Source organism: Mesobacillus foraminis (genome assembly GCF_004340465.1).
In the GTDB taxonomy this organism is placed as follows: domain Bacteria; phylum Bacillota; class Bacilli; order Bacillales; family Cytobacillaceae; genus Mesobacillus_B; species Mesobacillus_B foraminis.
This window is the reverse complement of the sequence record NZ_SLVV01000003.1, coordinates 174,196-200,063: the sequence shown is the minus strand read 5'-3', so window position 1 is coordinate 200,063 and position 25,868 is coordinate 174,196. Positions and strand designations below refer to the sequence as shown.

Genomic DNA, 25,868 nt, shown 5'->3' with positions numbered 1-25,868 from the left:
TTAATAATTTTTATATAATTCCCCCTTTAAATTTAAACCAAAATTAAACTTTGTTATCCCTTGATTTTAACCACACAGAACTAACATGGATAACGAGGTGATAACATGAAGGAAACCATTATTAAAACCAGCGGACTGTCAAAAAAATTCGGTACGAGATATGCTGTTGCAAATGTGGATTTACACATTCCCAGAGGTGAAATCTACGGCTTCCTGGGTCCAAACGGTGCTGGAAAAACAACGACGATCCGGATGCTGCTTGGACTGGCCAAGCCAACAAATGGAACCATCCAAATTTTCGGCAAAGATTTAAAAAAGGAAAAGCTTGAAGTGCTGAAGCGGGTCGGCTCCCTCGTTGAGTACCCCTCCTATTACGGCCATCTGACGGCCCGTGAAAACCTTGAGGCCATCCGGATTCTGCTGGATGCTCCGAAAACAAGGATTGATGAAGTGCTCTCAATTGTCCGCCTGACTCGGGAAGCGAAACGCCCGGTCAAGGGGTTCTCACTTGGAATGAAGCAGCGGCTGGGCATCGCGGCAGCCCTTCTCGGCAACCCCGAGCTGCTGATTCTGGATGAACCTACAAACGGACTCGACCCTTCAGGAATCCTGGAGATCAGGGAGCTCATTAAAAGCATGCCTAAGGAGCACGGCATCACGATCCTTGTTTCAAGCCACCTGCTCTCTGAAATCGACCTGATGGCCACTCAGGTTGGCATTATTTCCAAAGGGCGGATGATTTTTCAGGATTCGATTGAAACGCTAAGACGAAGATCAAGCAGCAACATTGTGATTAAAACCGATGAAGCAGAGGAAGCATGGAAGCTGCTCCTTTCCAAAGGCCATAACGCTGAATTGGAGCAAGGCAGGCTGCAGCTCAGCAATATCTCGGATCATGAAATTTCCAAAGTGATTGCTGAACTGGTAGAATCCCGGTTCCCCGTTTACAGGGTTCAGGAAGAGAAGAAATCGCTGGAAGACATTTTCCTTGAACTGACAGGCGGGGAGGGCGGCCTGTAATGCTAAAAATCCTCGCATCTGATTTGATTAAAATGAAACGGAAGATCATCTGGCTGCTCATTTTCCTGGGTCCTTTTGGGGTTGCGGCACTCGAAGCCGTCAATTTCGGCCTGAGATACGAATATTTAACAAAGGAATATGAAAAAGACTTATGGGGCGGCCTTATAAATGAAGCAGGATTCTTGGCTACTCCCGCTCTAATGCTTGGGCTCACCCTGATTGCCTCCATGATTGCCAGCATCGAACACCAGACAAATGCCTGGAAGCAGCTGCTTGCACTGCCTGTGTCAAAGCTGCGAATATTTACGGGCAAGATGCTCCTGGCCTCCCTACTGCTGCTGATATCAAGTACTTTATTGCTTATCTTTGTGTTGATCTTAGGCCTGGTGCTGAAGTTTGGCTCTGATTTCCCGCTTTTAGGCCTGGCAAAAATGGCGTACTATCCTTATCTGGCAAGCATGACTTTCATCGCCGTTCAGATTTGGCTATCGATATCGATGAAAAACCAGGCCATTCCGCTGACCGTTGGAATTTTAGGAACAATTTTATCGCTTATATCTTTCCGGTTTCCGGACTGGCTTCCATGGAAGTGGCCATTGCTGGAAAACAGCTGGGGCGACCCGGCATACTCTGCCCTGGCCGGCCTTGCTTTCGGGATTGTGATCTACTTTCTCGGAGCGGTTGATTTTACGAGAAAGGATGTGAATTAGCATGGGGAAAATCTTGCGTTCGGAGCTGTTAAAATTAAGGAAATCCTCGATTTGGCTATTGATCTTTGTGAGCCCTGCCTTATCAACGGTCATCGGTTTTGCAGAAAGTGCAGAAGCGCCGCATGAGTGGATGCTGACGCTAACCTACATGGTATTTACCCACGGACTGTTATTCCTGCCTTTGCTCACCGGTGTTTTTTCAGCTTTTGTCTGCCGCTATGAGCACACTGGAGGAGGATGGAAGCAGCTTCTAGCCATGCCGGTTTCGCGTGGAAAAGTGTACCTGGCCAAACTTATGCTGGTGATTGGCTTGCTGTTGGCTACTCAGCTTCTCTTTGCAGGAGGCTGTATCCTGGCCGGACTGGCAAAAGGGTATGAACCTTCCATCCCATGGAAGATGATTGGGACCTCTATATTTGGAGGCCTTGTCGCCTGCCTGCCGCTGGCCGCCTTGCAGCTATTTGTCTCAACCGCATGGTCCAGCTTTGCGGCTCCATTAGCGATCAATGTCATTTTCACCCTTCCGAATATCCTTGTGGTCAACTCGGAGAAATACGGATCCTACTACCCATGGGCACAGCCTTTCCTGGCTATGCTGCCCAGCGCCGAGAGCGACTTTGGGGCCATGAACGTATCCCTGGAAACCCTGCTGTTCGTCATCGCCGGGAGCTTCCTTCTCTTCTTCGCATCGGGCTTCACCTATTTCCTGCGTAAAGAAGTCTAATCCAAACTGCGCCCGCCAAGGACTGAAAGTAGTTTAATCAAACGATTGAATGATTCCGTTTTCCTAATCACCGCGGGGTTGGGGGGCCGTTGTGCCGGGTTTTATCGGGCGATGCTGTTCCTGCTGCAGTGCTTTAACATAACAACGAGGGTCTGACCCCCGGCGGTGCTTTAATGTACCAACGCGTGCCTGACCCCCGGCGGTGCTTTAATGCACAAACGTGTGCCTTACCCCATGACACTCCTTTGGTACGAAATATCGAGGCTGTCCTTGGCTAAAAAAACTCCGGCATCAGGCTTCCAGAGTTTTCTAGTTTAGTTTATTTTATTGCACTGGGCGGTCTTCAAATTCATATGGAACTGGGCCTGGCGCGACTCTGGCGTGCTCCATTGCCGGGGTGTCAGGCCGGGCAATTTGATAGACGGAGGCCCCGACGATTTCTGCTGTTTGCTGCAGTTTGTTTTTATCGATTTTATCGATAGTGTCGGCCGGCGTATGGTACCAAGGCTCAACCGGCGAGTGGATGAACAGTGCTGCCGGGATTCCAAGCTCATGGAATGGCTGGTGGTCGCTGCGCCCCAGCTGACCATACGGAATGACTTCGGAGGTTCTGGCACCGGCCGCTGCGGCAAGGTCGGTCACCAGGTTCTTTTGGCCGTCGATCGTGTACATGATCAGGCCGCCTGCCGGGTTGTCAGCACCCGCGTCCTTGCTGCCGATCATGTCCATTTGGAAATGGGCGACAATGTTATCGGCTTCTTCTTCACTTAATGTTCCTGCATAATGATAAGATCCAAGCAAGCCTTTTTCTTCAGCTCCAAATGTCACAAATCGAAGCTCCGTATCCGTCGGCACCTTGGCCATCACCCTGGCAAGCTCCAATACAGCTGAGACACCGGATGCATCATCGTTTGCCCCTGGTCCGCCGGAGACCGAATCATGATGTGCTCCCACCAGGACGACCTGGCCATTGTCCCTATTTTTATTCGGCTTCATGGAGGCAATGACATTATAGGAGGTTTTTTCGACAAAGCCTGAACCTGTCACTTTTAGATGGGCCTCTACAGGACCCTTTTGTAACTGCTCCACCAACGCCAGCCCCTGAGCCCTCGTAATGCTCACGGCAGGGATGTTTTGGCCAGGATCCGCTACGCCGACATTGTTTCCAGTTCCCGCGTTATTATATAAAATAACACCAACTGCACCCTTGTCGATGACATTTTGCAGCTTCTCTACAAATGTGATGCCGCCCCGCTCAATCAGGGCAATCTTCCCTTTCACATTATCGGGAACTTGTCCATCAAGGGCCAGTCCCACATGAACGATTTCAGCCGTCACCTCTCCGCTGTATGATCCGGAGAAAACGTATGGATTTAGAGATTGACCATTAATTTCAAGCGTCCCGGATACATTGTTCCGGATGGCCTCATAAATCGGAAAAGGCTGCAGCTCTGTTTCATAGCCGTACTCTTCGAACTTGCCTTTTATGTACTTTGCCCCAATCAGCTCACCCTCTGTTCCGGCTTCACGCGGCTGGGCGGACAGTGTTGCAATTGTGTTGTACATATTGTCTGCACTGATTTTCTTGATGATTTTGTTGTCAAAAGCAGTTGATGAGGCTGGTGCGCTTTGCGCCTGGGCAGGAATGTAGGTTGAAACTCCATTCACACTGATGGCCAGGCCTGCAGCCAGAACGGCCGCCATTGTTTTCCGATACATGTTATTCCCCCTTAATCCATAAATTAGTGGTTCCTATCAAATTATTAAACAATTCTGATAGATAGTAAATCATGATAGTTTTACAAATATCGACCATTTCCGACAATAACAAGGACTTTTCCCCTATAAAAGAAGCATTTGAGTGTAAAACAATGTAGCTATTACCAGATATTTTGCTAATAAAGCGGCCTTTTTATCTAAAAGAAACAAGAAACTTTAGCTGAAATTCCTTTATGCATGGTTCCGAGAGCTTTATGGATTCCCGGCCTGTTATACATGTATTATTCTCAGTTATGAATCGATTTTTTTTAATTATTGAAAAACCAGTGTCTAATTTTTAACAGCATCAAAAAAGAGGAGGATTTCTCCTCCCCCTCGATATCAGCTTTCCATTACATCAATAAACCTCTTCGTAATCATTTGCGGCCTCGTGATGGCTCCGCCAACCACCACAGCGTGGACGCCGATTTCTAGGCAGGTTTTCGCCATTTCTGGAGACAAAATATTTCCCTCGGCAATCACCGGCACAGAAATCGTCTGGATAAAATCTTTCAGGATTGCAAAATCATTTTGATAGAGCTTTTGCCCATTCGTATATGGGGTGTATCCTACCATCGTAGTTGAAACGCAATCAAAGCCGAGCTCCTCAGCCTTCCTCGCTTCCTCGATGGTCGAGACATCAGCCATCAGCAGCTGAGCAGGATAGGTCCTTTTCACCTCAGAAAAAAAATCTTCAAGTGTAACTCCTCCCGGCCGCACACGGTCTGTGGCATCTACGGCAATCATTTCGGCCCCTGCGTCTACCAGTTCGTCCACCTCTTTTAAAGTGGGGGTTATGTATACCTCAGAATCAGGGTAATCCCGTTTCACAATGCCAATGACCGGCAATTCTACATTCTCTTTGATTTCCCTGATATCCTGTGCGGAATTGGCCCTTATTCCCGCAGCTCCTCCCTGGGCGGCGGCTTTTGCCATCCTTCCCATAATAAAAGAGCTGTGAAGCGGTTCATCCTCAAGCGCCTGGCATGAAACCACCAGGCCTTTTTTTATTCGATCGAGCATCCTGGCACCTCCTATATCTAATACCCCTATTTTGCCGTAAGCTTCCGGAAAGTCAACCTGTACATGGCAGAATCCTTGGTTTTCTTTTTCTAAAAGCAGGATATCTTGTGCTTGACCATAGGCCATTTGCAAGCTAACGTAGGATATATCTGGAATTCTTTAAATCATCCTGGAGGGCACACACTTTGGAAAAAAGACAGACTAAATTTAATTACTACGTTTTATTATTCGTTGTATTCGGAGGGTTCCTGCTTTTCGGGCTCTCGGAGAATGTAAAGGGGCCAGCCATTCCAAGCATGCAGTCTGATTTCAGCCTCACGGAATCACAGCTTGGCTTCCTGCTGGCATTGAATTCACTCGGCTATCTGCTGGCATGCTCCTTCACCTCCGCCTTGGCTGATAAAATCGGCATCAAGTGGACGGGAATCATCTCATTTGTTTCGATGCCGATAGCAGGGCTTTGCATGTACCTGTCGACGGGCTTTGGATCTTTGGCAGCCTCTTATTTTCTTTTATACATCGGAAATGGAATCCTCGAAATTGGCCTTGGAATTATGGCCGCCCGGATATTTGTGAAAAATACAGGTACCATGATGAATCTGTCCCACTTTTTTTATGGCCTGAGCTCTATCGGCGCCCCAATGCTGGGTGCATCAATGATGGGCTGGAATCTCATGGGCGATGGCGAGCTGGGCTGGCGCGGAATGTACCTGGTGGTTCTTTTGCTGTCACTGCTGCCCATCATTCCGTCATTACTGGGCAAATTCCCTGATGAAGATGAACATGGAGACGGGGAACGCACCTCCTACAAGGCACTCCTCCGTGATAAAATTGCCTGGCTTATCGTCGCAATTCTTTCCTTCGGAGTGATTTCCGAAATGGCTGTCGGCAGCTGGCTTGTCTATTATCTGGAAAACGCCTATGAATGGAGCACCAAAGAAGCTTCCTCTATGCTTTCCTTGTTTTTCCTTTTCTTCACTTTGTCCAGGCTTTTCGTAGGGCCGGTGACCGACAGGCTTGGATATACACTTTCCATCATGATTTTTTCTGCTTTTTCAGGAATTTGCAGCCTGGCTGCTGTTCTGATCGGAAGGGAAGGCGCCATTTTGTTTGCCATTGCCGGGATTGGAATTGCCCCCATCTACCCAACGGTCATGGCTCTGCTCTCCAAAAAGTATGCAAAGGGAATCGGGACGGCGCTTACCTTTGTGGTCACGCTTATGGGCATCGCCTCGGTCCTCGGCAATCTGGCCATTGGACTGATCATCGACGGAGTCAGCAGGGCCTTTAGTCCGGGAGGCAATGAAATCATCGGGCTGCAGGCAGGCTATATATTTATTGCGGCCATGGCTCTGGTTTGCTCGGGCTGCACCCTGGCTTTATATAGAATGCTTCGCAGGCGAAACGAACTTGCCTGATAAAAATGCGAGAATACTAGAATGATGGAGGATGGATATGGAGAGAATATCATTGACGATGGTGCACCATTTAAAGGAAATTCCGGATTACCCTTTTCCCGCTTCATATAAAATGAGGAGCTTTACCGGCAAGGATGAGGCGAAATGGGCTTCCATTTTAACGGCCGCCGGGGAGTTTCCAGATCAAGAGGCTGCGCTAAGACGATTTCAGGAGGAGTTTGAACCCCATCTGACCGATGTAAAAGAGCGGATGTACTTTATCGAAAACGAAGAAGGCAAAGCGATCGGGACAGCTACTGCCTGGTACGGGAAGCAGGCCGGTGAGGAAATGGGCCGGATCCACTGGGTCGGAATCGTTCCTGAACACCAGGGAAAGAAACTGGCCAAGCCGCTGCTGTGCTTTCTATTAGAAAAGCTCGCAGGCTGGCATGAAAAAGCCTATCTAAAAACACAAACCACAAACGTTAAAGCCGTCAATGCCTACCTTGGCCTGGGATTTGTCCCATTCATTCAGGACGAAACCCAAAAGGCTGGCTGGGAGCTGCTGGAGAAGGAACTGGGGAAAAAAATTCTATAAATTCGTGGATTTACGGGAATTTTAGAATGTTGCATAGTAATAGTTTTTAGGGTGAGAGGATCAATACTCCTTTCACCCTTTTTCTGTACTTTTTGGAGAATAACTAGGTTCCGTAGCCAGCATGGCTATAATGATAAAAACCTAGGATTGGCAGTTGTATGCTTTATCACTTTAAACCACTGCGGGTCAGGCACGCTTTAATTAATTGAAGGACAGCGCTGTGTACACGCTAAAAGGAACAGCCGCATAACACCGCTGTTCCTTTTTTCTTAGATTGTGTTGTTTTAATGCGTTTTAGCCTAGTCTTGTTGATATGGGGAGGTCCTTTCCTGCGCTCCGGGGGCGGGTGCCTGCCAATGCGGCAGCCTCGAGTTCGACATCCAGCTCTGCTGTGTGCTTGGCTATGTCTCCTTTAGACCAGTTGAATTTATGGGCCATATAGCTGCAGACGGTGGTTTTCCATTTCTGCACCGACTCGACATCAAACAGCAGATCCCCGGTTCTGCGGAAATAAAAATCGACTGGCGTGGCAATCATCTCATGTTCCAATCCGTAAATCAGCTTGGCGAAGATGACATCCGGAATGCCGAACCTTTCCGCCTCTTTTTTATGGTGCTGGAACAATTCAAAGACACGATGAGCATTGGAGCCGTAGAAGGCAGCCAGATGTACGGCTTCTTCCTGGGACAGTCCGGCTTTCCTTCCCTGCTGTGCAGCGGCAGTGACAAACTGGTCGAAAAGGGCCGATCCTCCAAAGTCTCCTCCCGAAATAGGCAGATGCTTTGTCTGGCAGGGCGGGAAGGTCCGGTTTTCTTCTGACTGCAGTTCCCTGGCAACCAGGTCAACAATGGTTTCGGCCATTTTGCGGTAGCCGGTCAGTTTGCCGCCTGCAATCGTGATCAGTCCGGTCGGCGACTTCCAGATTTCATCCTTTCTGGAAATCTCCGAAGCGTCCTTCCCTTCCTCCCTGATGAGAGGGCGGACCCCGGCCCAGCTTGATTCCACATCCGCCGCGGTTGCTTTTACCTCGGGGAACATAAGGTTGATGGCATTGATTAAATAATCCATATCCTCATTTGTCATCCTTGGAGCAATGGGGTCAGAATCATAAAAGGTATCGGTGGTGCCTACATAGGTCTTTCCGTTCCGCGGAATTGCGAACACCATCCTCTTATCCGGCGTATCAAAGTACACCGCCTGCTTTAACGGGAAGCGGGACTGGTCGATGACAATATGAACGCCTTTTGTCAGAGTAAGGGTCTTCCCTGTTTTGGAGCCGTCCTTTTCCCTGATGGAATCCACCCAGGGACCCGTTGCATTGATGACTTTCTTCGCCCTCACATCAAAGGATTGCCCCGTCAGCAGGTCGATTGCCTTCACTCCAACTACCTGGCCGTTTTCCACCAGCAGTTCTTCAGCCTTGGCGTAATTCAAGGCCTTCGTTCCTTTATCGACCGCCGCCTTAAGGACTTCAATGGTCAGCCTGGCATCATCGGTCCGGTACTCTACGTAGTAACCGCCGCCCTTCAGGCCATCCTGTTTGATCAAAGGCTCCTTGTTGAGTGTTTCCTGCTTGTTCAGCATCACTCGTCGTTCACTTTTTTTAACGCCGGCGAGGAAATCATAGACGCGAAGCCCGATGGATGTCGTAAAACTGCCAAAGGTACCTCCCAGATGGAAAGGCAGGAGCATCCATTCCGGCTTGGTGACATGGGCACCGTTTTCGTAAACAATCGCCCGTTCTTTCCCCACTTCGGCGACCACTTTCACATCAAGCTGTTTTAAATACCGCAGGCCGCCATGCACCAGCTTGGTCGAGCGGCTTGAGGTCCCGGCCGCAAAGTCCTGCATTTCAAGGAGCGCCGTGCTCATGCCCCTGGTTGTGGCATCGAGCGCAATCCCGGACCCTGTAATCCCGCCGCCAATCACCAATACATCAAAGGCCTCGTCAGTCAGTTTATTTCGAATTTCATCCCGTTTCATATTTGAAAACATCCTATTTTCCTCCTTAAAACAGGAAAAGAGACCGCAAACAGCATTACCATTCAGACGGTAATGCTTTCGCGGTCTCTCCGTGTCTCCTGCCGATTTATTAACTTACTTTTAGTATAGCAAAATTCAAACTATTTGTGTAGTTTAACGTTTTATTTAAATGCCTGCGCTGCTCGAACGGCCTTATTCCAGCCGCCGTACAGCTCGCCCCGGGTTTCTTCCGCCATCTCAGGTTCAAAGGATTTGCTGATTGCCCATTGGGAGGCAATTTCCTCCTGGCTTTCCCAGTATCCGACGGCAAGCCCCGCAAGATAGGCAGCTCCAAGCGCAGTGGTTTCACTGACTACCGGCCGTTCAACCGGGACGTTTAACATATCGCTCTGGAAGCCCATCAGGAAATTATTCATCGAAGCTCCGCCGTCCACACGAAGTGTTTTGACTTCAATCCCCGAGTCCATCTCCATTGCGGACAGAACATCCTTCGTCTGGTAGGCAAGCGATTCGAGCGTCGCACGGATAAATTGCTCCTTGCTTGTTCCACGCGTCAGGCCAAACACGGCCCCTCTTACATCGCTGTCCCAGTAAGGCGTGCCCAGCCCGACAAACGCCGGCACAACATAAACGCCATCGGTCGATTCAACTCTTGAAGCATACTCCTCACTGTCTTTGGCGTTTTTAATCATGCGGATTCCGTCCCGCAGCCACTGAATTGCCGAACCTGCCACAAAAATGCTTCCTTCAAGGGCGTACTCCACTTTCCCGTTCAGCCCCCAGGCAAGCGTGGTCAACAGACCATGGTCGGACTTGACCGCTTTTTCTCCGGTATTCATCAGCATAAAGCAGCCTGTGCCATAAGTGTTCTTCGCCATGCCTTCCTCAAAACATGCCTGGCCGAACATGGCTGCCTGCTGGTCTCCGGCAGCTCCAGCAATTGGCACTTCTTTTCCAAAGAAATGATAATTGACCGTATGCGCATATACCTCTGAAGAAGGCTTGACTTCAGGGAGCATCGAATGAGGGATGCCAAGGATTTCAAGCAGCTCATCGTCCCATTTCAGCTCATGGATGTTGTACATCAAGGTTCTGGAGGCATTGCTGTAATCCGTCACATGGGCACGCCCGCCGGAAAGCTTCCAGATGAGCCATGTATCGATCGTGCCGAACAGCAGCCTGCCCTCATCCGCCTTTTGCCTTGCCCCTTCTACATTGTCAAGGATCCATTTCACCTTTGTGCCCGAGAAGTAAGCATCGATCAACAAGCCTGTTTTTTCACGGAACAGATCATTGAGGCCTCTTTGCTTCAGTTCCTCGCAGATTCCGCTTGTCTGCCTGGATTGCCAGACAATGGCATTATAGACAGGCGCTCCTGTTTCTTTGTCCCAAACCACGGCTGTTTCCCGCTGGTTTGTAATTCCTATTCCCGCTATTTGTTCCGGCTTAACATTGGATTCCGATAATACCCCTGCAATGACCGCAAGGATGGAGCCCCAGATTTCGTTGGCGCTATGCTCCACCCAGCCCGGCTTCGGAAAATGCTGGGTAAACTCCTTTTGGGCGGTGTGGACAATCTCCCCTTTTTTATTAAAAAGAATTGCTCTTGAGCTTGTAGTTCCTTGATCCAGTGATAAAATGTACCTTTCCATTTTCTCTCTCCCCTTTGACATGTTTAAGCTGCTGAATTAGATGAAACCATTTCTCCACCTTTTTTACCGATTAGATAGGATAAAACAAGTATAACAGCTGCAGCGCCAGAAATTCCCCAAAATGCTGCAGTGAATTCCCCCTGAAAAATTGCCTGATAAAAGACCGCTCCCAGCGCACCGCCCATCAACGGGCCGACAACTGGGATCCAGGCATAGCCCCAGTTGGATGTTCCTTTCCCCGGAATCGGAAGAAGGAAATGAGCCAGCCTCGGTCCGAGATCACGAGCCGGGTTAATGGCATAGCCGGTTGTGCCTCCAAGGGACATTCCGATCGCCACAATCAAGAGACCGACTGCAATCGGATTCAAGCCTTCTGTAAAAGTATTTGCCCCTATAAATAATAGTCCTAATACGAGAATAAATGTACCAAACATTTCACTAAAAAGATTGGCGAAGGTATGCTCAACCGCAGGAGCCGTTGCGAATACCCCGAGTTTAGCAGCCGGGTCGGCAGTTTCCTTCCAGTGCGGAAGATAGTGCAGGAAAACAAGTGCCGCCCCAATCATTGCCCCAATCAGCTGTGCGGCCATATAGCCGGGCACCTCGGCCCAGGGTATCGACCCATTGATGGCCATTCCCAGTGTAACTGCCGGGTTCAAATGGGCTCCCGAAATCGAGCCGACTGCGAATACTCCCATGGTTACCGCCAGTCCCCAGGCAATCGTGGTGACAATCCAGCCTGCATTGTTTGAGTATGAATGCTTGAGCGTAGAGCCTGCCCCAATACCTGCACCAAACACAATTAAAATTATGGTTCCAATAACTTCCCCCATAAAGGCTGACATAAAAATTCCCCTTTCTGGTTTTTTAGCAACAAAAAAAGGGAGCCACGACAGAAAACACCTTAATCAATCAAGGTCTTATCTCCGTGAATCTCCCAATCTCCGTCACTAGTATTAACTTGTACTGTAGTATACAGCAAGGTTGAAAACGCTGTCAACCGTTTTGTTGATTTTTTACTGTTGAAACGGTTTTAAATCTATTAAGATTAGTGATTAAGTGTCTTGTCGCTGGTATCTTTTGATAACTACTGTTTGGCGCATATTTACTGTGTGAAAAAGTGGAGGGCAGCACCAATCTCAGCGACATCCCTTTTTTAAAAGAAAGAGGCTGTTGAAAATCATAAAGGCGGACGGCTTCCACTTATATATTATAAAAAGTGCTGCCAAAGCTGCCTCTTCGAAGTGGTGACAGCATCAGCTCCGGCATCAAGCGCATTTTGAACTTCCTGCGGTGTCCGGATAAAGCCTCCGGCAAACAAAGGGATATTTACCTTTTGTTTGACTTCATGGATTAAGCCGGGCATTGCTCCAGGGAGAACCTCAATATAGTCAGGCTTCGTTTTTTCCAAAAGCTTAAAACTTTTTTCAAGGGCATGCGAATCAATTAAAAACACTCGCTGAACGGCCAGCACACCCTTTTGCTTGGCTTTTAAAATCACGCTGGATTTAGTTGAAATCAGGCCATGCGGCTTGTACTCCTGGCAAATGAATTCGGTCGCATAGTCATCACTTTTGATTCCATGGATGAGATCAACATGGTAAAGCATCTTTTTCCCGTGTGCCTCTGCCATCAGATGGACGTTTTTCAGCTGGGCAATATGCATTTCCAGGAAAACGCCAATCTTATAGGGACTTTTCAGGAAAGCTTCAAACTCTTTCATGCTTGAGGAGGCCGGGAGAATCTTTTGGTCCATTATTTATGCTCCTTTGAAGTTGTCGGTTTGTGTTCTATCATAGGGGGAGTGGGGGAGAATTACAACCGGCTGGGCGCGGAATTCTAGTTTCTTTGCAAGCTCCAAATCTCTAAAGCAAAAAAACTGATACCATAGGGATATCAGTCTTTGAGGTTATGCACGTGCACTTTTAACGGCCTTCACTTCGTATAAACCGCCTTCAGAGCTTACAATATAATCCGGCTTTGGCTGGCCGAGTTTTGCTTTGTGGCCGGCAATATGGGCATCGCTCTTTTCCCATTGCTTCCAGTGGTCCTCTGACTCCCAGCGGATCTGGACAACAACTTCTTCGTCGCCGCGGCGTACTTTTTTCACCATGACAGTCAAGTCAATGAAGCCTTCCTGCTTTTCAATAATGCCTTCCCCGCTGAACCGGTTGACCACCTGATCAGCATTCCCTTCGGTTACAACTGTTTTTCTCATTTGAACAAACATTCCATTCACTCCTTCATACTGTTCATATAAAATATTTTAACTGAAAATGATTATCATTACCATCAAAAATATCAAATTTATAAACTGGCAATCCATGTTAATATACAATTAATACCAGTCAATAAGGAGGCTTCTCTTATGAAAACCATCACTCAAATGCTCCACCATTCATTCTGGGCCAACGAACGCATTCTCCTATCGCTGCAGCAGATCGACAACCCCAAGGTCAGAAATATATTCTCCCACATCTTGTATGCCGAGCAGGTCTGGGCAACAAGATTACAAGGACAGGATTCTTCCCATTTGCCAATCTGGCAAGAAACAGACCTCGATACCTGTGCACGCCTTGTAAAGAATAATAGAGAAACCTTCATCAGATACCTGAACCACTTAAGCGAGGATGACCTCGATAAAAGCATTTCCTACCAAAACAGCACAGGAAAAGAGTTTACCAATAGCAGACGCGAGATTTTAACGCACCTATCCCTGCACGGACAGCACCACCGAGGGCAAATCAACACCCTCCTCCGCGAAGCAGGTACAGAACCGCCAGCCATCGATTTTATCATTTTCGCACGTTAGTCCACCAAAGGCGTGCCTGACCCCCGCCTGTACTTTAATGCAACAAAGCGTGCCTGACCCGCTGTGCGTTAATGCGTAAAAGCGTGCCTGACCCTCTTTAGTGTAAAAAAAGCCTGCAGGAAGGAGCTTCCTTCTCTGCAGGCTTTTTGTTAATTCAGGGCTTTGCGTTCCTTTTTGAGAATGTTTTTGTTCATGAATGGAACGACCCAGCGGTCAAGTCCATAGCAGCCAGCGTTGTAGCCTGCGAACAGGATGATGGCGCCGAGGAAGATGTCTGTTGGGTTGTGGGAGACGGTTCCTGCCATGAAGAAGCTGAAGTTCATCACAAGTCCAAAGAACATGGCGGCTGTTGTCATGCAGCCAAGGATGAGGCCCAGGCCGACCAGAAACTCCCCAAGCGGAACGATGATATTGAAGAGCTCGACGTTTGGCAGGGCAAAGCTTTCAAGGAAATTCACGTACCAGCCGTAAACTGCACTTCCATCCGGGCCTGTGACGGGATTCGCCACCGCTCCTTTCAGGAATCCGGATGCATCGAAGCCGCCAGTTAATTTATGAAATCCTGCGGTCATCCAGTTGTATCCAAGGTACAGGCGCAAAACTGTTAAGATACCGGCAGCAATCTTATTTTCTCTTAAAAATGTTACGAACATGATCATTCGCTTCCTTTCAGAAATGGATAAGTTATTTAGTACACTTAAAATATAGCAGATTACACCTTAAAAATAATGAATATGTGAAGATGTTCACAAATTAGTAAAAACATCTTGGCAAACCTGTGACAAGAAGTAATTTACTATCAAGTTAGCAGGAATACTCGCTGGATATTCCGCCCCTCACAAGTAACTTTATAACGAAAGAGGCGCTCTAACATCCCCAGGTCCGTAACGAGGAGCGGATCCTCTTTGAGATCTTCGGTCCAATAACTACCCGGAAAAAGTTGATTTTCAAATTAAATTGCCCATATTTATAGCTGATCAGCACCAAATTTTCGGTCTAATCCCCTATCTTACAGCCATTTTCCATGTTGAATGACGTCCCCTAAAGTTTTATGAATCAATAAATTTCATTTATAGATTGATTATCCGATCTTATGAATAGATTATTTTTACTTATGCATCGATTATTGTGATTTATTGAAAAACCGGTGTCTAAATCGTGACGAAGAGGCCCATCACGGTAACATTGCTACAGTGCCCAAATCGTTGCTCCTTTCATCCCCGTCTAACGCTGATAAAAGTCGTGTGCGATTCCTGCTATTTCGTGTATGACTACTTCTAAACACAGATGAAAAATTCTTTTTGCGGAGTCTCGCTCGCTGAACCCTACGACAGCAACAAAAAAACTTGCAGAGAATGCGGCTCCCTGCAAGCTTTTTGTCCTTTTAATCCTTTGCGAGCGGCAGCCTCACCTGGATGAGGGTTCCTTCGTTGAGTTTGCTTTGATAGGTGATACTTCCGTGATGCTGTTTGATGATTTTATGGCAGATCATCAAACCGAGCCCTGTTCCCTTTTCCTTCAAGCTGTAAAAAGGCTCGCCCAGACGAGGCAGCAGATCCTCCGGGATTCCGCATCCATGGTCGCGGATTGAAATCATGCACATTCCTTCTTCGGCCGTTTCAAGCGACAGATGAATTTCGCCGCCATCAGCCATGGATTCAATCGCGTTTTTTAACAGATTGAGGAACACCTGCTTTATTTGATTCACTTCACAGGTAATAAAGAGATCCTTCTCCTCATTGTGGTTGAAAATGAATTCTATATCATACATATGGGCCTGCGGCGACAGCAGCTCGGCGGCATACTCGATCAGTTCCCTGACATTGGCCCTGGACAGCTTGACGGCCTGCGGCTTGCCCAGTGAAAGCAGCTCGCTGGTTATCGTCTCGATCCGGCCCAATTCGCTCAGGAGCAGCTCGTTGTATTCATCCGATCCTGTTTCCCATTTATAAAGCTGGACAAAGCCTTTAATGGTTGTGAGCGGGTTTCGGATTTCATGGGCCACACCGGCCGCCAGCTCGCCGACAATGGAAAGCTTTTCGGATTGCAGAAGGATCTCTTCAGCTTTTTTACGCTCGGAGATATCCCGGCTGATGATGACGATATGTCCGATCCCCCCATCATCAGCCAGCACTGGCATGAACCGCGATTCAAATTCAATCCAGGAACCATTGCTGTGCCTGATGCGGAGTTCAATTGACTGCCATTCCTTCTGCTCGAGTATGGCATTGATCGCTTGTTTCGCCCCCGGAATATCCTCTGGATGAATGAATTTGCACAGTTCTTTTTCATTCACCTCAGTTTCCCGGTAGCCCAGTAATTGCTCATGCGAAGGAGATACATAGATGACTGTGGATTCCCTGTTCATCAGCATGATTAAATCGGAGGTGTTTTCCGCAATAAGCCTGTACTTGGCTTCACTTGCTTCCATCTGTTTATAGGTTTCCGATAACCTGCTGTTCAATCTGTACAGCTTCACATAAGATTCAATCAGCAATCCGCCAATACCCACACCTATCGCGATAAACAGCAGATACTGAAGGTGGAACCAAGGGTGATCCTGCAAGATATTAAAGATAAAAACATTAGCAACATAGATGAGACTGTATGCGCCAAAAAGTGCAGCGCTTTTCTTCAGCGGACTAAACCTCTTCAACAAAGGAAGCAACAGGGATAAACCAGCCATCACCTGCAGCCAGCCGAAGATCGCAGGGATCCAGTGGCCGCTGGCAAACAGCCTCGCAGCGAGGGAAAAAGCACCGGCAATCACTCCGGGAACCGGTCCCAGATAGGCAAACAAAAGAATGGTTGGTGCATATCGAATATCAAAGGAATATCCTTGCTGCTGAAACGACATGAGCACAAGGATCACCGAAACCAATCCCCCATACAGCCCGGCCAGCAGCTTTACACGCGGAAAGGGTTTATGATTGAAGAACGATCGAACCACCAGTGGCGTGGAAACCAGCAGGGAGAAAATAGAGAGATTGATGATATAGTCTAAAAGAAACAAAAGAGTCCCACCCGTAAAATTCTTATTATTTCTCCTTATCATAAACCAGGGATGTAAGCATGGCTATATGTAAAAAATACTTTTTTGTGGCAATTATTGCCCGCAAAAAAGGAGGATCAAAGACATAGTCTCCAATCCTCCTTTTCGACGAACCTAGAGCTTGCTTACTTCTGTGCTTTGCAGATAAAAGACCTGTGACTGGAAATCGCCGCCGCGCTCTGCCTTTTGTCTGTTCACCCCATTAAACTCCGTTGGCAGCGGTAGTCCGACCGCCATCAATTCATCACCATAAAAGGATTGCGCAAGGCCTGGAACCTGATAAACCTTTGAAGGATCCAATCCGTCAAGACGAAGCGTCTGCTGCTTCGGAGGGTTGGCTGTTGCCAGCACTTTGTACCAGCCGATCAAGGCTTCCGACTGATCCCGGCTCACAATCATCCAGGCGGTTTCGTTGCCGGCAAACGGATTTAACAGCCGGTAAAATTGACCGTCGCGGACCAGCTTGCGGTGTTTTTTATAAAAAGCTGCCTGCTCTTTAATTTCTGTCCGCTCTTCTTCGGTGAGCTTAAGAGGATCAAGTTCATACCCAAAGGTTCCGAAGTAGGCAACATTGGCCCGGGTCGACAGCGGTGTCGTTCTTAGTGTCTGATGGTTGGGAACAGCCGAGACGTGGGAGCCCATGCTGTATAAAGGATAGGCGTACGAAGTTCCGTACTGGATCTTCAGTCTTTCAACGGCATCGGTGTCATCGGAAGCCCAGGCTTGCGGTGCATAATACATCATTCCTGGATCAAACCGGCCCCCGCCGCCCGCACAGGACTCAAACAGCACATCCGGGAACTCTTTTGTCAGCTTCTCATACAAATCGTAGACTCCGAGGATGTAACGGTGGAAAAATTCCCCCTGCTGATTCGGAGCCAACCGGGAGGAATATGCTTCCGTGATGTTCCGGTTCATGTCCCACTTGATATAGGACAGCCCGGTCTCCCGGATGATGGCCGCCATTTTTTCATAAAGGTACTCCACAATCTCCGGTCTTGAGAAATCAAGCACACGCTGATTACGTCCCAGCGTATGGGGACGGTCTGCAAATCCAACCGCCCAATCGGGATGCTCTCGGTATAATTCGCTGTTCGGCGAAATCATTTCCGGCTCGAACCAAAGGCCGAATTGCATACCCGTTTCCTTGATTTTCCTCGCCAGGCTTTCAATCCCATTCGGAAGCTTATCGTAATCCACATGCCAGTCCCCGAGGGAAGATGTGTCATCATTCCTTTTCCCAAACCAGCCATCGTCGAGAACGAAGAGCTCAATCCCCAATTCCCGCGCCGACTTCGCAATGTTCACCAGCTTGTCCTCATTAAAATCAAAATACGTTGCTTCCCAGTTATTGATTAAAATCGGGCGTTCTCCCTTTCTCCATTGAGCAGGGATCAGATGTTCACGGTAAAGGTCATGAAACGCCTGGCTCATTCCGTTTAGGCCCTCCCCAGAATGAACCATCACCACTTCAGGCGTCTGGAAGGTTTGTTCCGGACCCAGATTCCACTGAAAGTCGAAAGGATGGATGCCAGCCGTCAGCCTTGCCACATCATAATGGTCCACTTCCACCTGCATGATAAAATTGCTGCTGTACACGAATTGGAAGCCGAAAACCTCCCCGCTGCGCTCAGTGGCATCAGGCCGCTTCAAGGCTAAAAATGGATTATGGTGGTGCGAGCTGGCACCCCGGAGACTCGAGATTGACTGGATTCCAGTCTCAAGCGCCCTTTCTTTCACATGCCGTTCCCGTGACCACGTACCCGCCAAATGAATAAAACGGAAATCTTTATCAGGAAAATCGAGGGAAGCACCCATTAACCTGTCAATCACCAGCTGGTCTTCCCCGGCATTTTTAAGAGAGGCGCTTCTTGCAATGACAGGATGGTCCCGGAAAATCGTGTAGTTCAGTGTGAGCTCAGCCTGAAGATAATGGTCTTTGAGGGTCACCTGAAGTGTCCCGGCCTGTCCTTCCTCCTCCGTATACGTGGCAGGAAGTCCTTCAAGCCCTGGCTTCCCATCTAAGATCCTGAAGCTTTCATATGTAAAATTCGGCACATGGGCCTCACCTGCCTTGCTGACGGAAATCGCAGGCTCGCGAAAATCGGAGTTTCCATAAGCCGGGTATTCCTGACGAAGGGTTTCGAGGGAAAAGGCCGGATCGTCCTCATAGACATGGCAGCTTGCTGCTGTCGGGACATCATAGGCCTGCAAATGGGAAAAATCACTGCGGTGCCGCAGCGCTTTTCCATAGTAGAGGTGGCCAAGCTGTCCATTTTTCATCACATGAAAAATATAGCTCACCTTGCCGTTTGTTAAATGGAACTGCTGGTTGTCCTGATTAACTTGAATCAACATAAGGTTCTTCCTTTCTATATCGTTTTAACTCATAAAAGGAAAGAGTCTGTAAACTTCAGACTCTTTTCCTCTAGTATTCATTCTGGTGAACCCGATTTTTACTGATTAATTCTCAGGGTATGAGATTGGTATCAGCCGTGATCAGGTTAACGAGTTTCAGCTAATGATGTCCCGGGTTTCTACTAGTTTCGGCCAGTTATTCCCCAGCATTTTCATCTGTTTTCATCTGTTTCATTCAGTTATTTCCCAGGGTTTTCTGTTTTGGCAGATGTTCCCTGGGGATTAACCGGTTTCAGCATAATCACCGTAGTTTTCACCGGTTTCACCAGTTTTTCCCCTGTTTTTTTAAAAAAATTAAATCCGGTTAATCATAAATTCAAACTCTAGATCCTGGTCAGCACGCAGGAGATACTCCTGGTGCACGGGCGCTCCCCAGCTGTCGTCGCCGCCGACGCCCATTTGCTTTCCTGCCACTGTGACAACGGTATAGTGGACATTCGGGAGCTCATAGTGGTGCTGGGCATTTTCAAGCTCAAATGCAGTATATGGTGAAAAATTGCATTCCAGGTGTTCGCCAACGGCCGAAATCCTGATACCCTGACCGATCTTGTTGGTTAGGTTGACCCAACGGACACCGGTGCGGTTGCCGGATTCCTGCGGCATGAGATAGTCTGAAAGATTTTCAGATACAGTGTTTTTGAAGATTCCGAGCCTTGCCCCTTTGGAGCGGTCGGAATAGTTCTCCTCCGGTCCCATCGCATACCATTCCAGCTGGTCATAGTCCGCCGGTGTCTTGAATGACAGAGCGAAAATTGGGAGCTGCGGAAGGTTCTCGGCACCATGGTAATGGGTTTTCACCTTGACGCTTCCATCGGCCAGCACCGTATAGAACACCTTCACCGCTACTTCTGAATGGATGGAAAGCTGGTAGGTAAACGCAACGGTCACCTCTCCTGCCTCTTCATTGAGATCAACGGCAGCGCATCTGCGCGCCAGGCTTGCTGCATACCAAAGCCCTGATTGGTATCCTTGCGAGAAGCCCCGGTCATTGTCAGTGGTCGCTCTCCAAAATAATGGCGCAGGCGGGAGGGAAATCATTTCTTTCCCCGCATAGCTCAATGAAATCAAGCTTCCGGCCTGCTTTGAGAAGATAGCAGTGAAATCGCGGCCATGGACCCCAATATTGACATCGCCATCCACCACCCTTAGTTCACCTATGCCGGCAGGCTGTTTCTCTGCTGCCTTTACCTGGAACACATGCTGGCCAAAGGCGATCTCATGTCCGGCTTCAGCCCAGACCTGGTTCTCCTTCAGGTTTAATGAAACATGGAAGCAGTACTCGCCGTTTTGATTCGTGATTCCTTCAGGCAGGCTGAATTCGGCACGACCCTCGCTTTGCGGCTTTACAGCGAGACTCAGCTTGTCACGATACAGCTCCCTGCCTTCACGTAACAGGATGTATTCCAGGCTGTAATCTCCTGTATTAGTGAACAGGCTTTCATTGACGACCGTAACCCCTGCGGCATCCGGCAGCAGTTTGATGTCCTGATACAGATATTTGACTTCCTGCATTTTCGGCGACAGCTCCCGGTTGGCATAGACGATTCCGTTCGTGCAGAAGCCATAGTCTGTCGGGCGGTCCTCAAAATCGCCGCCATAGGCAAAAAATTCTTTTCCATAGCGGTCCTTCTTGATCAGGGACTGGTCAATATAATCCCAGATGAATCCGCCCTGGTACATTGGATATTTCTTCTCCAGATCGGTGTATTTATGCATGCCGCCAAGCGAATTCCCCATCGCGTGCATGTACTCGCACGAGAGATACGGCTTTTCCGGATTGTTCTTCAGGTATTCCTCAATATCAGCTGGCTTCGCATACATGCGGCTTTCCATGTCGCTCGTCTCGTTATACTCGCGATCATAGAATACGCCTTCATAATGGACAAGCCGGCTTGGGTCAGCCTTTTTAAAATAGCGGGAAACATTCAAGATGACTTCCCCGGCATAGGATTCATTTCCGCAGGACCAGATCAGGATGGAAGGGTGGTTTTTATCCCGTTCCAGCATTGAAATGGCTCTGTCCATGACGATGTCCTGCCACTCCGGCCGATTTCCGGGGATGTTCCAGGACGGCTCTACAGCGCCCATCTTTTGCCAGGAACCGTGAGTCTCAAGGTTCATTTCATCGATTACATAGACACCGTACTCGTCACACAGCTCGTACCAGTAGCTCTGGTTCGGATAATGCGAGGTGCGGACGGCGTTGATGTTATGGCGTTTCAGCGTCTTGATGTCCCACAGCATGTCTTCCTTTGTGATTGCACGGCCGCTGCGGCAGTTGAATTCGTGGCGGTTAACGCCTTTAAAGACGATTCTTTCGCCATTCAGGCACATCACTTTATTTTTCAGTTCAAATCTTCTGAAGCCAACCTTTTGCGGAACAACCTCTACTAAACTGCCATCCTCGTTATAGACCTTGATGTAAAGTCTATAAAGATACGGGCTTTCGGCACTCCACTTTTCAGGTTCATCCACTTGAAGTGAAAATGTCCACTTCTCTCCACTGTCCTGCACGGCGTTTTGAGAGGCAGCCAATTTACCATCCGCATGATAGAGCTCAACTTCTATTTTGGAAGGGGCAGCTGTTTCCTGTAAAAGCTTGAGGTCAGCCTGTAGCGTTCCATTTGTATAGGTGTCATCAAGGCTGGCACGAATATGCGTGTCATACACATGAATTTCAGGAACCGTATAAAGATAGACATCGCGGAAAATTCCGGAAAAGCGCCAGAAATCCTGGTCCTCCAGCCAGCTGCCGGTGCTCCGCTGGTACACTTCGACTGCCAGTTTGTTTTCACCGTCCAAAAGGAAAGGGGTCAGGTCGAATTCAGCCGGGGTGAAGGAATCCTCGCTGTAGCCGACAAACGCTCCATTCAGCCATACATAAAATGCAGACTCTACCCCTTGGAAGGATATGTACACAGGTTTGTTTTCCATGATCTCAGGCACTTCGAACACCTTGACATAGCTTCCGACAGCATTGCGATCCTGCGGGATTTCCGGAGGGCGGATATCAGCGAGCCCGTCCCATGGATACATCGTATTTACGTATTGAGGCTTTCCGTGGCCCTGCAGCTGGATATGCCCGGGAACCGTGATATCTCCCCAGCCATTGCTGTCAAATTCCGGCTGGTAAAATGCTTCAGGCCGGCTGGCCGGATTTACGGAATAGTGGAATTTCCAGCTTCCGTTCAGGCTGTGCCTCAGATTCATGGAAGATGCCTGCTTTGCTTCCTCCATGCTTTCGTAATAATAATGGTCGGAGTGGGCTGGAAGGCGGTTCACGGCAAACACCTTTACATCACTGAGCCAATCAAGTGTTGGAGCTGCTTCCCTTCTTGCTAACGTTTTCATTTTTCCCAATCATCCCTTTCTATTGTGCTTGTCTCTATTATTTTACAGAACCCATCATGCCTGCAACAAAATGCTTCTGCATAATGAAGAAAATCAGCGCGGATGGAAGAGTGGCTATGACAATTGCGGTCATGATAACTCCAAAGTCCGGGGAATAGCTTGATCCAAGGTTCGAAATGAGCAATGGAATCGTCTGGTTTTCCGGGGACTGAAGCACAACTAGCGGCCACAGGTAGCTGTTCCAGCTTGCCATGAAAGTAATGATTGCTCCTGCCGCGTAGGTGGTTTTCATCGTTGGAACATAAATCCGGAAAAAGATTCCCAGCTCATTCAAGCCATCAATGCGCCCTGCCTCCAGAATATCCTTAGGAAACATCTTGGTGCTTTGCCGGAAAAAGAAGATCAGGAACGCCGTTGTCACGGTTGGCAGGACGACTGCTGTAAGCGTATCGATGCCTAGGAAAGGAGCAACTGGGGAAATTTTCCCGAACATCCGGAACAACGGAACCATTAGGGCCGCGAACGGAATCATCATCGAAAGCAGGAGGATATTGAAGACAATGTCCTTCGCCTTGCTTTGGAAAATTTCGAAACCGTACCCCGCAAGCGATGCGATCAGCAAGGCCAGCACGGTGGTGAAGATGGAAATTTTAGCTGAATTCATTAAAGCGGGCACAAGGTCCACTGTATCCAGAAGGTTTCTTAAGTTGTCAAAGAAATGACTCCCCGGAAGCAGCCTTCCCTGGGTGACATCGGCCGAGCGGTTTGTCGAACTGACAATCATCCATAAAAACGGGAAGATGGAAACAATCGATGCGATCACCAGGACGGTATAGCTGATTATAGAATTTACCTTACTCATTTCTTATCACCTGCTACTCTAAACTGAATGATGGAGAAAATGACGATCATAATCACAATCGCATAGGAGACAGTCGCTGCATACCCGAAGTCCGGTGTATATTTGAATGACAGATTATAGATATACTGGGAAATCGTCATCGTCGCATTGGCCGGTCCGCCTGCTGTAATGTTCATGACTTCGTCAAACAGCTGCAGGGTTCCGATTGTCGACGTGATGGATGTGAATAGAATGATCGGCTTCAGCATGGGAATCGTAATTTTAAAGAATTGCTGGAAAGCATTGGCTCCATCAATTTTTGCTGCTTCATAGATGGAATTATCGATATTCTGAAGGGCAGACAGGTAGAAAATCATGTTATAGCCGGTCCAGCGCCAGGTAATAGCGATGATAATCGTGATCTTTGCCCAAAACGGGTCGGTCAGCCATGAAATCGGCTCGGATATCAGCGATAATTTCATGAGCATGATGTTCATGATTCCATCCTGGCCAAACAGGTATTTAAAAATAACGGAATAGGCCACGAGAGAGGTGACACACGGCAGGAAAATCGCCGTCCGGAAGAATCCCTTGAACTTTAACGCTTTATTATTCAGTAGCACGGAAAGGAACAAGGCAAGAATAATCATCACCGGCACCTGGACAATGAGATAGACTACGGTGTTCTTTACGGTTGTAAGAAAGGTTGGGTCCTTCAGCAGCCGGGCGTAGTTATCGAGCCCTACGTAGCTGAGATTGGCCCCTGTTCCTGATTGAAAGGATAATAGAAGCGCCTGGATCATTGGGTAAAAATAAAACAAAACGATCATGAGTGCTGCAACGGTAATAAATGACCATCCGACCACCGCGTTTCGCGCGCGAAGCTTTCGTCCGGATGCTGCTGTTTGCCTCCCTTTGCCCTGTTTTTCTGCGGGAAGGCCAGGGGTAGCTTTTGCTGGTATCACATTCATTCAACTCCTCGCCTGATTCTTAAAAGAAAAGCCCCGGAGCGCTTCGCCTGACACATCAGATAGCTCCGTTAAACCCAATAGGAGAGCCGGCGAATTCCGGGGCTTTAGTTTTATCATTTTGCTAATGGTGATGCGGTCAACACTATTGCTTTATTTGATTTGTGCTTCCGCTTGTGCCTGAGCGTCTTCCAGCACCTTGTCAATGTCTTTCCCTTTAAGGTAATTTTGCATTTCAACCGCCAGGATGTCTTCGATGGCATACGTATGGAGGCCATAGTTCACCTGTGGGATTTTTTCTGTCATAGCCGCGAAATCAGTGATCACCTTCTGGCCGCCGAAGAATTCATCAGCCGCTTTGTAGGCTTCCCCTTCAGCTGCCGGCTTGTAGGTGCCGATTGCGCCGATTTCTGTGTTCAATTCCTGGTAAAAATCAACATTGGAACCGAATGTTTTACCAAGGAATTCAGCTGCCTTCTCTTTTCCAGGAACGTTCAGGACATACCATGAGCTTCCGCCCAGGTTGGATGCGTTCACGGAATCAGGGTTGTTGGAAAGCCTTGGCTGCGCCGCTACCGTCCACTTGCCTGATTGGGATTCTTCCGCCTTGATGGATGCTGTAATCCAGTTTCCTGATGGAACAGTCGCTACATCGCCGCTGTTGAAGCCTGCTACAAACTGGCTCCAGTCCGAAACCGGCTTGACCAGGTCTGCGTCCAGAATCGCCTTGTACGTTTCAAACGCTTCTTTTAAAGCTTCGTTTCCTGCAAGATTAGGTGTGACTCCATCTTCTTTCAGGTACCACGATCCTGCTGACTGGATCATTGTACGAATAAGGCCAAGGTCTTTTGGATCTAGTGTAAGCATGTGCTTGCCTGTTGTTTCTTTCACTTTTTTCCCGATTTCAATGTACTTGTTCCAGTCCATATCCTTGAGATCTTCGACTTTATAGCCCGCTTCTTCCAGGTAGTCTGTTCTGAAATACAAACCAGTTACGCCTGTGTCGAACGGCAGTCCGTAGTTTTTGCCGTCAAGGCTTGTTGGAGCGATTTTGTAATCGGCAAATTCTTCTGCCTTGAAAGAGTCCGTCAGCTCATAGAACATATCAGGATACGCCTGCAGGAAGCTTTGTGCACGGTAATCCTCGATCAGGACGATATTGGGAAGTCCCTTTGTAGTACCGGAGCTCAGGCTTGTGTTCAGCTTTTGAATGATGTCCGCCTGGGCATTCTCGACAATTTTCACGTTCAGCTCTGAATCTTCAGCTTTATACGCTTCTTTTGCCATTTCCAAAGCTTTGATATTAAAATTAGGGTCCCATGCCCACACGGTAATTTCATTTGTATCTTTTGAATCTCCAGAAGCTTCTTCTGTCTTCGATCCAGAAGAACATGCTGCTAATAATAGGATGCTGACTAAAAACAGCGCCAAGTACTTTTTCATCTTTCTACCCCCGAATATTCATGTTTTTGTAAGCGTTGTCTCACTTACATGTCTTATGGTAACACCTTCTTTTAGACATTCGTTAGGACGATTTTGTTCTGTTTTTGTACTATTTTTA

General features: G+C 48.2%; 20 protein-coding genes. 6 read left to right on the top strand and 14 right to left on the bottom strand.

Features of this window, described 5'->3' with window-relative positions:
- The first annotated feature begins 105 nt into the window (after positions 1-105).
- From EV146_RS05540 to EV146_RS05530, 3 genes are read left to right on the top strand one after another with little or no spacing between them, the layout of a single operon-like run.
- Positions 106-1,020 carry an ABC transporter ATP-binding protein gene (locus tag EV146_RS05540; RefSeq protein ID WP_132003089.1) on the top strand — a complete coding sequence of 305 codons (915 nt, stop codon included), beginning with the start codon at positions 106-108 and terminating at the stop codon, positions 1,018-1,020.
- Positions 1,020-1,730, top strand: coding sequence for an ABC transporter permease (locus EV146_RS05535; RefSeq protein ID WP_132003086.1), 711 nt, complete (start codon positions 1,020-1,022; stop codon positions 1,728-1,730). The genes EV146_RS05540 and EV146_RS05535 overlap by 1 nt, the downstream gene beginning before the upstream one ends.
- A gap of 1 nt (position 1,731) precedes the next feature.
- Complete coding sequence (locus EV146_RS05530; RefSeq protein WP_132003083.1) at positions 1,732-2,454, top strand: ABC transporter permease; 723 nt, start codon at positions 1,732-1,734, stop codon at positions 2,452-2,454.
- A gap of 324 nt (positions 2,455-2,778) precedes the next feature.
- Here EV146_RS05530 and EV146_RS05525 read toward each other — a convergent pair whose 3' ends face one another.
- Both EV146_RS05525 and EV146_RS05520 read right to left on the bottom strand, forming a co-directional pair.
- Entirely contained in the window at positions 2,779-4,173 is a 1,395-nt protein-coding gene (locus EV146_RS05525; protein ID WP_132003080.1) for a M28 family peptidase, read from the bottom strand.
- Positions 4,174-4,554: 381 nt separating this feature from the next.
- The gene (locus EV146_RS05520) at positions 4,555-5,235 is read right to left on the bottom strand and encodes an N-acetylmannosamine-6-phosphate 2-epimerase (protein WP_132003077.1); all 681 of its coding nucleotides are present in this window, start codon (positions 5,233-5,235) and stop codon (positions 4,555-4,557) included.
- A gap of 185 nt (positions 5,236-5,420) precedes the next feature.
- Here EV146_RS05520 and EV146_RS05515 point away from each other — a divergent pair, with 185 nt between their 5' ends.
- Both EV146_RS05515 and EV146_RS05510 read left to right on the top strand, forming a co-directional pair.
- Entirely contained in the window at positions 5,421-6,653 is a 1,233-nt protein-coding gene (locus EV146_RS05515; protein ID WP_132003074.1) for an MFS transporter, read from the top strand.
- A 37-nt stretch (positions 6,654-6,690) separates the two neighbouring features.
- Positions 6,691-7,230 carry a GNAT family N-acetyltransferase gene (locus EV146_RS05510; protein ID WP_158287016.1) on the top strand — a complete coding sequence of 180 codons (540 nt, stop codon included), beginning with the start codon at positions 6,691-6,693 and terminating at the stop codon, positions 7,228-7,230.
- Between the two features lie 294 nt (positions 7,231-7,524).
- Here the strand turns inward: EV146_RS05510 and EV146_RS05505 are convergent, their stop codons facing one another.
- From EV146_RS05505 to EV146_RS05485, 5 genes are all read right to left on the bottom strand, one after another.
- Positions 7,525-9,225 (bottom strand): glycerol-3-phosphate dehydrogenase/oxidase, encoded by a 1,701-nt coding sequence (locus EV146_RS05505; protein ID WP_132003068.1) that lies wholly within the window; start codon positions 9,223-9,225, stop codon positions 7,525-7,527.
- Between the two features lie 149 nt (positions 9,226-9,374).
- Positions 9,375-10,865 carry a glycerol kinase GlpK gene (gene glpK, locus EV146_RS05500; RefSeq protein WP_132003065.1) on the bottom strand — a complete coding sequence of 497 codons (1,491 nt, stop codon included), beginning with the start codon at positions 10,863-10,865 and terminating at the stop codon, positions 9,375-9,377.
- Positions 10,866-10,888: 23 nt separating this feature from the next.
- On the bottom strand, positions 10,889-11,710 hold the full coding sequence (locus tag EV146_RS05495; protein WP_132003062.1) for an MIP/aquaporin family protein: 822 nt from the start codon (positions 11,708-11,710) through the stop codon (positions 10,889-10,891).
- A gap of 365 nt (positions 11,711-12,075) precedes the next feature.
- Positions 12,076-12,621 (bottom strand): glycerol-3-phosphate responsive antiterminator, encoded by a 546-nt coding sequence (locus tag EV146_RS05490; RefSeq protein WP_132003059.1) that lies wholly within the window; start codon positions 12,619-12,621, stop codon positions 12,076-12,078.
- Between the two features lie 153 nt (positions 12,622-12,774).
- Positions 12,775-13,095 (bottom strand): antibiotic biosynthesis monooxygenase, encoded by a 321-nt coding sequence (locus EV146_RS05485; protein WP_121610940.1) that lies wholly within the window; start codon positions 13,093-13,095, stop codon positions 12,775-12,777.
- Between the two features lie 138 nt (positions 13,096-13,233).
- Between EV146_RS05485 and EV146_RS05480 the strand changes: the two genes are divergently transcribed.
- On the top strand, positions 13,234-13,677 hold the full coding sequence (locus tag EV146_RS05480; protein WP_132003056.1) for a DinB family protein: 444 nt from the start codon (positions 13,234-13,236) through the stop codon (positions 13,675-13,677).
- 149 nt (positions 13,678-13,826) lie between these two features.
- On the opposite strand, the gene EV146_RS05475 is transcribed toward EV146_RS05480, so the two are convergent.
- The 7 genes from EV146_RS05475 to EV146_RS05445 form a co-directional block, all read right to left on the bottom strand.
- Complete coding sequence (locus EV146_RS05475) at positions 13,827-14,330, bottom strand: DoxX family protein (protein ID WP_132003053.1); 504 nt, start codon at positions 14,328-14,330, stop codon at positions 13,827-13,829.
- A 731-nt stretch (positions 14,331-15,061) separates the two neighbouring features.
- A complete protein-coding gene (locus EV146_RS05470) occupies positions 15,062-16,690 on the bottom strand; it encodes an ATP-binding protein (protein WP_132003050.1) in 1,629 nt (542 codons plus the stop codon).
- Between the two features lie 153 nt (positions 16,691-16,843).
- Positions 16,844-19,087: an alpha-galactosidase gene (locus EV146_RS05465; protein WP_132003047.1), complete on the bottom strand. Its 2,244-nt coding sequence runs from the start codon at positions 19,085-19,087 to the stop codon at positions 16,844-16,846.
- Positions 19,088-19,441: 354 nt separating this feature from the next.
- Positions 19,442-22,498, bottom strand: coding sequence for a beta-galactosidase, LacZ type (lacZ, locus tag EV146_RS05460; RefSeq protein ID WP_132003044.1), 3,057 nt, complete (start codon positions 22,496-22,498; stop codon positions 19,442-19,444).
- A gap of 37 nt (positions 22,499-22,535) precedes the next feature.
- Entirely contained in the window at positions 22,536-23,360 is an 825-nt protein-coding gene (locus tag EV146_RS05455; RefSeq protein ID WP_121610934.1) for a carbohydrate ABC transporter permease, read from the bottom strand.
- The gene (locus EV146_RS05450) at positions 23,357-24,169 is read right to left on the bottom strand and encodes a carbohydrate ABC transporter permease (RefSeq protein ID WP_241993837.1); all 813 of its coding nucleotides are present in this window, start codon (positions 24,167-24,169) and stop codon (positions 23,357-23,359) included. The genes EV146_RS05455 and EV146_RS05450 overlap by 4 nt, the downstream gene beginning before the upstream one ends.
- Before the next feature lie 291 nt (positions 24,170-24,460).
- Positions 24,461-25,750, bottom strand: coding sequence for an ABC transporter substrate-binding protein (locus EV146_RS05445; RefSeq protein WP_132003038.1), 1,290 nt, complete (start codon positions 25,748-25,750; stop codon positions 24,461-24,463).
- Positions 25,751-25,868 lie beyond the last annotated feature (118 nt).

What these genes read in the sequence shown, in the direction of transcription:
- EV146_RS05540 (WP_132003089.1), top strand. Translation starts at nt 106, where the DNA reads ATGAAGGAAACCATTATTAAAACCAGCGGACTGTCAAAAAAATTCGGT.
- EV146_RS05535 (WP_132003086.1), top strand. Translation starts at nt 1,020, where the DNA reads ATGCTAAAAATCCTCGCATCTGATTTGATTAAAATGAAACGGAAGATC.
- EV146_RS05530 (WP_132003083.1), top strand. Translation starts at nt 1,732, where the DNA reads ATGGGGAAAATCTTGCGTTCGGAGCTGTTAAAATTAAGGAAATCCTCG.
- EV146_RS05525 (WP_132003080.1), bottom strand. Translation starts at nt 4,173, where the DNA reads ATGTATCGGAAAACAATGGCGGCCGTTCTGGCTGCAGGCCTGGCCATC.
- EV146_RS05520 (WP_132003077.1), bottom strand. Translation starts at nt 5,235, where the DNA reads ATGCTCGATCGAATAAAAAAAGGCCTGGTGGTTTCATGCCAGGCGCTT.
- EV146_RS05510 (WP_158287016.1), top strand. Translation starts at nt 6,691, where the DNA reads ATGGAGAGAATATCATTGACGATGGTGCACCATTTAAAGGAAATTCCG.
- EV146_RS05505 (WP_132003068.1), bottom strand. Translation starts at nt 9,225, where the DNA reads ATGTTTTCAAATATGAAACGGGATGAAATTCGAAATAAACTGACTGAC.
- glpK (WP_132003065.1), bottom strand. Translation starts at nt 10,865, where the DNA reads ATGGAAAGGTACATTTTATCACTGGATCAAGGAACTACAAGCTCAAGA.
- EV146_RS05495 (WP_132003062.1), bottom strand. Translation starts at nt 11,710, where the DNA reads ATGTCAGCCTTTATGGGGGAAGTTATTGGAACCATAATTTTAATTGTG.
- EV146_RS05490 (WP_132003059.1), bottom strand. Translation starts at nt 12,621, where the DNA reads ATGGACCAAAAGATTCTCCCGGCCTCCTCAAGCATGAAAGAGTTTGAA.
- EV146_RS05485 (WP_121610940.1), bottom strand. Translation starts at nt 13,095, where the DNA reads ATGTTTGTTCAAATGAGAAAAACAGTTGTAACCGAAGGGAATGCTGAT.
- EV146_RS05480 (WP_132003056.1), top strand. Translation starts at nt 13,234, where the DNA reads ATGAAAACCATCACTCAAATGCTCCACCATTCATTCTGGGCCAACGAA.
- EV146_RS05475 (WP_132003053.1), bottom strand. Translation starts at nt 14,330, where the DNA reads ATGTTCGTAACATTTTTAAGAGAAAATAAGATTGCTGCCGGTATCTTA.
- EV146_RS05465 (WP_132003047.1), bottom strand. Translation starts at nt 19,087, where the DNA reads ATGTTGATTCAAGTTAATCAGGACAACCAGCAGTTCCATTTAACAAAC.
- lacZ (WP_132003044.1), bottom strand. Translation starts at nt 22,498, where the DNA reads ATGAAAACGTTAGCAAGAAGGGAAGCAGCTCCAACACTTGATTGGCTC.
- EV146_RS05455 (WP_121610934.1), bottom strand. Translation starts at nt 23,360, where the DNA reads ATGAGTAAGGTAAATTCTATAATCAGCTATACCGTCCTGGTGATCGCA.
- EV146_RS05450 (WP_241993837.1), bottom strand. Translation starts at nt 24,169, where the DNA reads ATGATCGTTTTGTTTTATTTTTACCCAATGATCCAGGCGCTTCTATTA.
- EV146_RS05445 (WP_132003038.1), bottom strand. Translation starts at nt 25,750, where the DNA reads ATGAAAAAGTACTTGGCGCTGTTTTTAGTCAGCATCCTATTATTAGCA.